The organism is Novosphingobium sp. 9U, from assembly GCF_902506425.1.
GTDB lineage: Bacteria > Pseudomonadota > Alphaproteobacteria > Sphingomonadales > Sphingomonadaceae > Novosphingobium.
This window is the reverse complement of sequence record NZ_LR732508.1, coordinates 1-9,693: the sequence shown is the minus strand read 5'-3', so window position 1 is coordinate 9,693 and position 9,693 is coordinate 1. Positions and strand designations below refer to the sequence as shown.

Annotated in this window: 7 protein-coding genes and 1 pseudogene; 2 read left to right on the top strand and 6 right to left on the bottom strand. The window is 64.8% G+C overall.

From position 1 onward, the window contains the following. Window positions 1-450: 450 nt before the first annotated feature. Window positions 451-957: a nuclear transport factor 2 family protein gene (locus GV044_RS19185; protein WP_159873930.1), complete on the bottom strand. Its 507-nt coding sequence runs from the start codon at window positions 955-957 to the stop codon at window positions 451-453. 123 nt (window positions 958-1,080) lie between these two features. Then, window positions 1,081-3,123, bottom strand: coding sequence for a PQQ-dependent dehydrogenase, methanol/ethanol family (locus GV044_RS19180; RefSeq protein ID WP_159873928.1), 2,043 nt, complete (start codon window positions 3,121-3,123; stop codon window positions 1,081-1,083). 236 nt (window positions 3,124-3,359) lie between these two features. Between GV044_RS19180 and GV044_RS19175 the strand changes: the two genes are divergently transcribed. Then, window positions 3,360-5,792, top strand: coding sequence for a TonB-dependent receptor (locus tag GV044_RS19175; protein ID WP_159873926.1), 2,433 nt, complete (start codon window positions 3,360-3,362; stop codon window positions 5,790-5,792). Between the two features lie 426 nt (window positions 5,793-6,218). Here the strand turns inward: GV044_RS19175 and GV044_RS19170 are convergent, their stop codons facing one another. The 3 genes from GV044_RS19170 to GV044_RS19160 are packed head-to-tail and all read right to left on the bottom strand — an operon-like array spanning window position 6,219 to window position 8,174. Beyond that, the gene (locus tag GV044_RS19170; RefSeq protein ID WP_236555110.1) at window positions 6,219-7,193 is read right to left on the bottom strand and encodes an alpha/beta hydrolase; all 975 of its coding nucleotides are present in this window, start codon (window positions 7,191-7,193) and stop codon (window positions 6,219-6,221) included. Further along, entirely contained in the window at window positions 7,183-7,710 is a 528-nt protein-coding gene (locus GV044_RS19165) for a cupin domain-containing protein (protein ID WP_159873924.1), read from the bottom strand. The genes GV044_RS19170 and GV044_RS19165 overlap by 11 nt, the downstream gene beginning before the upstream one ends. A 32-nt stretch (window positions 7,711-7,742) precedes the next feature. Further along, complete coding sequence (locus GV044_RS19160) at window positions 7,743-8,174, bottom strand: heme-binding protein (RefSeq protein WP_159873922.1); 432 nt, start codon at window positions 8,172-8,174, stop codon at window positions 7,743-7,745. Between the two features lie 92 nt (window positions 8,175-8,266). On the opposite strand from GV044_RS19160, the gene GV044_RS19155 reads away from it, so the two are divergent. Continuing rightward, complete coding sequence (locus GV044_RS19155) at window positions 8,267-8,947, top strand: TetR/AcrR family transcriptional regulator (protein ID WP_159873920.1); 681 nt, start codon at window positions 8,267-8,269, stop codon at window positions 8,945-8,947. A 384-nt stretch (window positions 8,948-9,331) separates the two neighbouring features. Here GV044_RS19155 and GV044_RS19150 read toward each other — a convergent pair. Beyond that, a pseudogene (locus tag GV044_RS19150) lies at window positions 9,332-9,412 on the bottom strand (DUF427 domain-containing protein); the annotation flags it as partial. Between the last annotated feature and the right edge of the window lie 281 nt (window positions 9,413-9,693).

The following is a 9,693-nucleotide window of genomic DNA, read 5'->3' as shown; positions in this document are numbered from 1 at the left end:
CTGTTCATGCCGTTCGTCCTCTACAACGTGCATGTAGAGCTAGTCCGCTTCGTGACCAGCGGCACTCCGGGTCTTGCTCTCAAACTGAAGTCACCGTCGGCCGCGATCGACAAGGCAGTCCCGCTTTCTACTGTCGCCCTGAGGCGGCGCTCGACGTGCTCAGAGTCCCCTACCGCCATGCTTTCACCCCGTCGGGTTGGTTCAGACAACACCACCGAGCCGCGAAAACTGGCGCCTAGCCAACGTGAACAAGTGGCAGGATGTGGGAGGCGACTGAGCGTCTCTGAATGGCCGCAAGTGGTGAGCGAGAAGGGCGGCCGGAACGGCGCCTTATGGGTCAACGGCCGAAGGCCACGTGAGGACAGCTAACATGCGCTGCACCCCCGAGCGGCTCTGCGGTTCAAGTTCAAGACTAGCGATGCCGCTGGATCTCGGTTGAAGTGCTGCCCACTAGGGAGCGAACCAGACCCTTCGGATCTTCCCGGACTCGACTTGATAGATAGCGACGCCCTCGCTTGCTCTGCCACCCGCCTCGGTGCGCTCCTTGTCAATGACGAAAGCGCCAGCCTCAACGCGCGAGAGGACCGTAGCGCGTGGATGGTATCTGCTCAGCATCGGCTCGTAACGGGCGATCAGGGCACCTCGGCCAGAGAGGCTCGGCTTCGCATCAGATCCAAGATCGAAGATCTCTACGTTGTCGGCGTAGAGCGACGCGAACGCGTTCACGTCGCCCTTGTTGAAGGCGTCTACCTGGGCTTGCACGACGGCGACTGCAGTCGCGGTTCGCGGCGACGCTTGTGCGGGCATTGTTAGAGTTGCGCCCAAGGTCACCGCCGCGGCAGACATAAAGCTCAGCGTTCGTTGCATCCCCCGATCCTCTGCTGCCCGCCCGTTCTTCTCACAACCCAATCCGGAGGCAAACTGCCGGGCCGCGATCCACCCGTCAACGGCGTTCACCCAACACCGTCAAGCGCCAGACTAGCCAAATGACAATATGAACGCGTGGCAGATTGCGGAATGCAGCCGAGCGCCCTCTGAAAGGCCACAACTGGGTCGCCGCCGCATCGCAAATAAAAGAACTCAGCTCGTGTTTCGGACCATCGGCCTTGCCTTACGTGCCTCAGCCCGAATGAAATTGTAGAGGCCATCTACGTCTTTCGGCTGCAGTTCTTCGAACGCCGGCATGCCGTTCTTGACCAGCACACCGTCGAGCACAACTTGCCTGAGACCCTCGCGCGACAAGGCTATAGCGGACTCTCGCAAGTCTGGCGCTGGCGCTCCCGATGAGATCACGTCGACCCCATGGCAGATGGCGCAGTGCCAGGTGTAGATCGTGCGGCCCTCCTGGAGGCTTGCAGTATCGATGCGATAGGTGGGATCGTCCAGCGGGTGCACTGCCAAGTCTGGCGGTGCCGAGGAGGGCAGCTGCGCCTTGCCGTCGAGCGCGAAGGCGAGCAGCCGGCGTGGCTGGGCGCCGAACTTCCACCCGGCATTGAGCAGCCCGCGGCCATAGCTGCTGCCCCCGTAGCCTATCAGCACCGCCACGTACTGCTTGCCGCTCACCACATAGCTGATCGGCGAACTGACGATCCCCAGCCCGGCATCGAACTGCCACAGCCGCTTGCCGTCCGCAGCGTCGTAGGCAGTGAACAGCCCATCCGCGGCACCCTGGAACACCAGTCCGCCCGCGGTCGCCAGCGGGCCGCCGTTCCACAAGAAACGGTGATCGACCCGCCAACGCGCCTTTTGCGTCACTGGGTCCCAGGCGACCAGCGCGCCTTTGCCGTCTCGGGCGTCAGCGATCACCGGCGAAACGGCGAAGCCGCCGAAGCTGATCTCGTCCGGTGCCGGATGCTTGGTGATGTGCATGCCCAATTGCATCGTCGGGACGTAGACGAGGCCGGCCTTGGGGCTGAAGGCCATGCTCTGCCAGTTGTGCCCGCCGAGCTGCCCCGGCCAGATCGTCGCATCGCCATGCTCGTAGCGGATGCCTGCGTTCTCGACCGGGCGGCCGGTCTTCAGGTCGATGCGGCTTGCCCAGGTCACCTTGCCGAGCTTCTCGGCCGAGATGGGCCGGCCGGTCTCGCGGTCGATCACATAGAAGAATCCGTTCGTCGGCGCCTGCATCAGCACCTTGCGTGGTTTGCCGGCGATCTCCAGCGTAGCGGCGACGATATTCGGGGTCGCCTTGTAGTCCCATGCCTCGCGCGGGTTCACCTGGTAGTGCCACAGGTACTTGCCCGTCTTTGCCTCGAGCGCGACGATAGAGGCGAGATAGAGGTTGTCCCCGGCGCCGGGATCGCGCGCGACCGGGTCCCATGGTCCGGAGTTGCCGGTGCCGAGATAGACCCGGTCGAGCTCCGCATCGTAGGTCATGCCGTTCCACACCGTGCCTCCGCCGCCGGTGTGCTTCCAGAATTCAGATCCCCAGGTCTTCGCTGCCGCTTGCATGGCCGGGTCGCCAGCGTTCTGTTGCGGGCTGCCCGGCACTGTGTAGAAGCGCCAGCGCTGCTGCCCGGTCTTCTGGTTATAAGCGGTGACGTAGCCGCGTTCGCCGTAGTCGGCGCCGCCATGACCGATCAGCACCAGGCCATCGAAGGTGATCGGCGCGCCGGTGATGGTGCGATGGTCGTCCTGCTCCACTGTCGCCACGCTCCAGCGCAGCGCCCCTGTGGCGGCGTCGAGCGCCAACAGCCGCCCGTCGAGCGTGCCCGAGAACACCAGCCCGTCGGCATAGGCGCAGCCGCGATGGACCGGGAACACGATCTTGATCTTCTTGGGATAGCGCCAGACTTCTGGATCGTACGACCAGCGCAGCTTGCCGCTCAGCGCATCGGCGGCGTAGACCTTCGAGTGGCTGCCGGTGAAGTACAGCGTCCCGCCGACCGCCAGCGGCGTCGCCTCCAGCGAGACCTCGCCCGGCAGTTCCAGCGCCCAGGCGAGGCCGAGGCGCGAGACGTTGCCGGTGTCCACTTGCTGGAGCCGGCTGTAGCCGCTCTGGTCGTCGGCCCCGCCATGCGTCAGCCAGTCCTCGCCCGTTCCGCCCGGCGCATCGCCGCGCTGACCGCAGGCCGAAAGCAAGGCGAGAACCGCCAGCACAACCCTCTTCCGATGCCCCTGCATGATCCTCTCCCCCACGCGTTTCGCCGCTTGCGTGCGATTTGTCTTTACAGCGGCCGGTTCTTGATTTTAGAAACTATCCAGTTTCAATAATTACACAAGTGGCACGACAGCCACGAAGCAAGTGGGCAGGGGAGAGGCGCGGCAGCGATGCCGTACATCCGTTCGCATGCCGATCACGGCAGCGACCTTCCCGCACGACGGCGTTTCGAACGACGAACGACTTGGGGGAAGAGATGATGAAAGCGCGATACCTGCTCTGCTGTGCGGCCGCCGCGACGGCCTGGACAATGCCTGCTCGCGCGCAAGACGCTCCTGCTGCGGACGGTGTCCGAGCGGGTCCTGCTGGCATCATCGTCACCGCGCGCAAGCGGCAGGAATCGATCCTCAACGTGCCGGTGGTGGAAGCGGTGGTCTCGGCCGAGACGCTGGAGAACCACCAGATCGTCGACTTGCACGCGCTCACCTCGTTCGTGCCCGGCATCAAGATGGGCAACTCGGTGTTGACGATCGGCACGCAGATCTCGCTGCGCGGCGTGGGCACCACCTCGCTCGACGCCGGCATCGACCAGTCGGTGTCGCTCAACATCGACGGGCTGCAGCTGAGCCAGGGCCTCGCCTACCAGTCCGGCTTCTTCGACTTGGCGCAGGCCGAAGTGCTCAAGGGCCCGCAGGCGCTGTTCTTCGGCAAGAGCAGCCCGGGCGGCGTGATCGCGTTGACCACAGCCGATCCCGGCAAGGAATGGGAGGCGATCGGCCGAGCGAGCTACGAGTTCCAGGCCCGCCAGCGCCGCGGCGAGCTGATGCTCTCCGGCCCGCTCACCGATACGTTCGGGGTGCGCCTCGCCGGCATGCTGTCGAAGGAGGACGGCTGGTTCAAGAACCCGGCCACCGCGGCGCCCGGCCTTGGCGGCGCCAATCCCAAGTACGACCGCATCAACCCGAGCAAGAACTGGATCATGCGCGGCACGGCGGTCTACGAGCCGTCGCCGGCGTTCCGCGCGCGGCTGAAGGTCAACTTCACGCATGACCGCGCCGAGGGCGGCGGCAGCCCGCAAGTCTCCTCGTGCCCCGACGGGATCGGCGCACCTTCCGGGGTGCCGTTCTTCAACCCCAACGAGGACTGCAAGTACGACCGCACGCACTACCTAGTCGACTTCAGCCCCGCCGCGTTCCCGCTGGCGCTGAACGGCGGCACGCCCTTTCTCGACCTTGATCAGCACTTCGGCACACTCGAGATGGTGGCGCGGCTGACCGACGGCGTTACCGCCACATCGACCAGCGGCTATTATAAGGCGAAGTCGTCGACGTTCATCAATTCGACGAGTGGCGGTTACGCGGCCTCGCTGCTCTACACGGACAACCGGTTCCGCCGCCGCGACCTGACGCAGGAGTTCCGGATCGAGTCCGACTTCGGCGAGAGCCCCGTCAACTTCCTCGCCGGTCTGTTCTACCAAGACGGGCAGGTCTACAATCGCATCACCGCGGGCGGGAACACCGCGCTCAGGCTGCCGGCGCTGCTCGCATCGGGCGAGCACAACTTGTCGATCGACTCGGTTTCACTGTTCGGCCAGTTGCGCTGGAAGCCCGTTCCGGTGCTGGAGATCGCCGGCGGGGCGCGCTGGACCTCAGAGCAGCGCAGCGATCGGCCGACACTCATCAACGCGGCCGCCGGCGGCTACCTGCCGGTCACCCCGCCAACGCCCAAGATTTCCTCGCGCAACTGGTCGCCGGAACTGACCGCGACGTACACGCCCACCGACGACTTCACCCTCTTCGCCTCGCTGAAGCAGGCCTACAAGTCGGGCTCGTTCACCATCACCAACCCGCAGACGCGCCCGGTCAGCGACAATTCCTTCGGCGACGAGCGGGTGCGCGGCGCCGAGGTGGGCATCAAGGCCCGCGCGTTCGACCGCGCCTTGTTCGTGAACCTGGCGGGCTACTATTACCGCTACAAGGGCCTGCAAGTCGGCGCCACCGAGCCGACAGACCCGACCGGACCGTCGGGCGGGTTGCCGATCACCCGCACGCTCAATGCCGGTTCGGCCGAAGTCTACGGCGCCGACTTCGACGCGGCATTCCGCCCCGCCGGCATCGAGGGCCTGATGCTCAATGCCGCGCTGAACTGGAACCACGCGCGCTTCCTCAAGCTGGAGAACGTGCCCTGCTACGGCGGCCAGACCATTGCCGCTGGCTGTGTGATCACGCCGATTGGCACCGGAGTGGCGCCGGTGCAGGACCTCTCGGGCATTCCGCTGGTGCGCGCCCCCGAGTGGCAAGCGACATTCGGCTTCGGCTACGAGATGCCCGTCGGCTCCGGCATGACGCTCTCGCTGGGCAACAGCAACGAATACTCCAGCCGCTATCTCGCGGGCCTCGGCCGGCGGCGCGACTTGTACCAGCGCGCGTACATCAAGGTGAACGGCTACCTGGCGCTCAAGGCTGCTAACGAGAGTTGGGAGCTGTCCCTGGTTGGCAACAACCTCAACAACAAGCTCACCAGTGGCAACAAGCTAACCAGCAACTTCGCCAACAGCGTGATCCTGTTCGGCCAGCAGACCGGCACCAATGGCGCAGGGCCGGCGGGCGTGGACGAGATCCTGACGTTCGACGAGCCGGGCCGCCAGGTGTTCCTGAAGCTCACGCTGCGGCCGTTCGCGTTCGGGAAGTGAAGGACATGGTCGACCCGGGCGAGACCCGGGTCGACGATGAAGCTTGACATATAGTGCCAATTAGGTTATATGCCGTAGCAGTTGGAGCGATCCAAGACACGGCGGGTGCGGGGGACGATGCGCATCGTTCCAACACCCGCACCCTGCGGCCGGCGCTCAAGACGGGCGCCTGCACCCGGATGCGAAGCCATATCCCGACGGCCCTGCTATAAGCCAGCCGTCGCGAGCCGAGGGGACACTGCGAGCCTCTATCCTCGGCGCTTCGTGCAACAGAGGTCGAGCTGACGGTTCCGCTTTCGCGTTCCTCCTTCAGCCTTTTGCACGACGGAACTCGAGCCAAGCCTGTCGTGCCAGGCCAGCGCCGGCCGCACGTCCGCCGTTGATCTCTTCCCAGGCGTTATCCCGCACTTGCCGGCGGGCGTTTTGCTACGCCTGCGATAGACAGATGCCGAGGCCGCGTCGCAGCGCCTCCATTCTCGCGCGAGCGAACCGCCGCGATACCGCCGCATCGCGCCGAAACGAGTCGAAGCCATGGAAGGCGCCGGGCACCACCAGCAGCTCTGTCGCAACCCCCGCACGGTTCAGCCGCAAGGCGAAATCGATACCCTCCTCGACGAACAGGTCCAGCCCGCCCACCCCGATCCACGTCGGCGGCAATCCCGCGAGATCCTCGCGCCGGGCCGGTACTGCCGCGACCGGAGCCGCATCGCCTCCCGGTTGGCAGCCCAGGAACGAGGCCCAGCCGAAGCGGTTGGCCTCCGCGCTCCAGCCGAACCAACCGATGTGCTCGGCCAATTGCCGCGACGTGCCGGTCCGGTCGTCCAGCATTGGGTAAGTCAGGCACTGGAAGCACACCGGGACCTCGCCACGATCTCGCGCCGCCAGCGCGACAAGCGCCGCATGCCCGCCGCCCGCGCTTTCACCCACCAGCGCGATGCGATCGCGCGCAACGCCCAGCGCATCGGCGTTCGCATGCAGCCACAGCAATGCCGTGTAGTTGTCGTCGAGCGAGCCCTCCCAGGTGGTCTCGGGCGCGAGCCGATAATCGACGCTGACGACCGTGCAGTCGAGCTCGGCCGCCATCGCCTGCACTTGTGGCAGGCTGAGCAGAGCCGTGCTGGCGGTAAACCCGCCGCCATGCATGTGCAGCACGCCGGGCCGGGAGCGTCCGGGCTGAGGATTGACGACGTAGACCAGAACATCCGGCCCGCTCGTCCGCGGGATCCCACGCACTTCGTAGGGCACATGGGGCAGCGGCGTGCCGGCGTTCTCCTCCATCCAGGCTCGGCGGCTCTGCAGCTTGTCGCGCGTCATCGGCGTGTAGGCGAGCGTCGTCTCGCGCATGAACAACGCGGCCTCCAGCAACTCGGGATTGACGAGCCGCGTGTAGTCAGGCGTCAACGGGCGGCACCTGGCTCGGCGGCAGTTCCGTCGCCCAATCCTCTCGCTTGGCTTCGAGCTTGGCGATGGTCTTGTCCCACGCTTTCTTGGCCTTCGCCATGAAGCGAATGTTGAGGTGATCGGTGGCGCGGAATTCGAGCACCTCGGCGCCGTTCGGCCCCGTCTCGTACGTGTAGGGCACGTCGCTGGCGACGAAGAAGCCGTCGCCGGGACCCAGCTCCTCGGTGCCGACGCGGATGCTGCCCGCCAGGAGATAGTAAAGGCAATCGCTGGTGTGCGAGTGGAGCGGCAGCGGGTAGCCGCTCTTGAACCAGACATGCGTCAGGCTCATGCCGGGCCGCGAATACGCCATGCGCACGACCTGGCCACCACCACCGCCGCTACGATCGAAGGCGGCAAGCCCCTCGGCGATCGTGGGCGTGATGTCATCGAGGTTCATGATCCCGTGCTCGCCGTAGTCACGGTAATCGTGGCTGCGGTAGATCTCGAAAAGTTTGGGTTCGGGGGTGTCGGACATGCGGGTCTCCGCTGGTGTTGATGGCTGGCTGGTCAGGCCGGAAGAAGCTGGGCGAGGGCATCGGCGCCGGCTTGCGCCACCGCGTGGTCCTGCTCAAGCGAACCGCCGCTCGCGCCGACACCGCCGATCACCCGCCCTTGGTGCAGCACAGGCACGCCGCCGCTCGCAGGCATCAGTGCACGCACCGCGATGAGCGAGGGACACTGTGTGTCGACAAACGCCTGCAGCACCTTGGTCACCACTTGCGCTTGCGCGGCGGTGCGAGCCTTTGCGATCGCAGCATCGATGGTGACGAGCAAGGCCTCGTCATCGCGGGTGAAAACCAGCAAGTGGCCGGCGGCATCCACCACCGCCACACTCATCCCCACCCCGAACGCGAGCGCCTGCGCCTCCGCGCCCGCGAGTGCCTGGCGCGCGCCTTGCTGAGTGACGGAAGGTCTCGCCGCCAGCAGTTGTGAACTCACCTTGCCTCTCCCGTCGCGGTCTGCGCCCGGCCGTGCTGCCGGGCGCGCCGTTTTCATCCTGTGAAACATCCTGTATGGAGCGCAGCGATCCGATGGCTGAGCTCAAGCAGACCCGTGCCGACGCGCCTCCGACCGTCGCGAAGCCGCGCCGTGGCCGCCCGCCGCTCGACCCCGTCACGCGCCGCAATCGTATCCTCGAGGCTGCCTCGGCGCTGTTCACGTCAGGGGGCTACCAGGAGACCACGGTCGAGGCGGTAGGCAAGGCGGCGGGCGTCACCAAGCGGACGATCTACGAATTGATCGGTGACAAGACCGAGCTGTTTCGTGCCGTATGCGACCACTGCCATGCCAACATCTCCGCCCTTCAGCTCGACTTGCCAATCTCCGGAGATAGCCTGCGCAGCAACCTGCTCCAGCTCGGCCGAGAACTGGTCACCCATTCCCTGGCTGAGGAGACGATCGCGGTCGAACGCACGATCGTCGTTGAGCACGCCCGCTTTCCAGAGTTCGTGCGCACCCTAAATGACCAGGGGCGGACCAGCCTCAACAGGAAGATTGCGATCGTTTTCGACGAGCTGCGCGAGCTGGGTATGATCAGTGGAGTGGACAGCTTCCTAGCCGCGGAGATTTTCTTCGACCTTGTCGTGGGCAACTTGGGTTTCCGGAAGGCGCTTGGCTTTGACGAACCACCGCCGAGCCAAGCAGAAACTGCCGAACGCGTTGACATCTTCATCGAGGGATATCTCCGACGCCACGGCCTGCCGAAAGCCTGAGCTCGCTGCCATTGGTTTAAAAGCAGGTGCGGCCTAGATGCTCGCGCAATGACGAATATTTTAGAAACTAGCTGGTATCGTAATATCAGCCGATCTCGGCCTGTCAAGTTGGCGAGATAAACCAACGTCTATGTCGTCGGTGACGGCGCACCGTTTCGAGGGCGTCGAGTCTAATCAGGTCGAATGAGACAACCCTCGCCTCCGCGGCATGTGCGATTTGGATCTCTTCGGCGAGCGCTAGCAGGCTTGGAAGCTTTCTGGCGACGAGGACGAGGTTGAAGCCGACTGAGGCAAGCTTGCTTTCAAAGGCCGCACTGATCCCTCGGACGCACGAGGCGACGTTCTTATTTGCCGACTCCCGCCAAGGCATGGGTAAGAAGCATCTCACTTGTAAGGGCAGTGCGTGCAATGAGGGCTGGGTGCGAAATCCGTCATGTCGACATCATCACGCGGGATATACTGAACGGTGGGTAATTCGCTTCAGCACTGACGTTCAATCAAGCCGGCGAAGGCAGCTTCGTGCCAAATCCGCTTCCGCTTATCAATTGATACTACTGGTAGTCCCACTTTCGGCCTCTTCATGCGCTCGACACGGAGCCTGCAAAGCGCTGGTTAGTCCACATGAACATGGTGTAATCGCTGGGAGCGGTCCACCACTGCGCGATCGGTGCTGAGGCAGGTGGTTGTTCCCCGGTACGATGAAGAACGGGCTCTCGATTGGTGACCGGGCCCAGCATCAGCGGAGA

Bases quoted from the DNA above. Each gene is read 5' to 3' on its own strand.
- GV044_RS19180 (WP_159873928.1), bottom strand. From the start codon at position 3,123: ATGCAGGGGCATCGGAAGAGGGTTGTGCTGGCGGTTCTCGCCTTGCTT.
- GV044_RS19175 (WP_159873926.1), top strand. From the start codon at position 3,360: ATGAAAGCGCGATACCTGCTCTGCTGTGCGGCCGCCGCGACGGCCTGG.
- GV044_RS19165 (WP_159873924.1), bottom strand. From the start codon at position 7,710: ATGTCCGACACCCCCGAACCCAAACTTTTCGAGATCTACCGCAGCCAC.
- GV044_RS19155 (WP_159873920.1), top strand. From the start codon at position 8,267: ATGGCTGAGCTCAAGCAGACCCGTGCCGACGCGCCTCCGACCGTCGCG.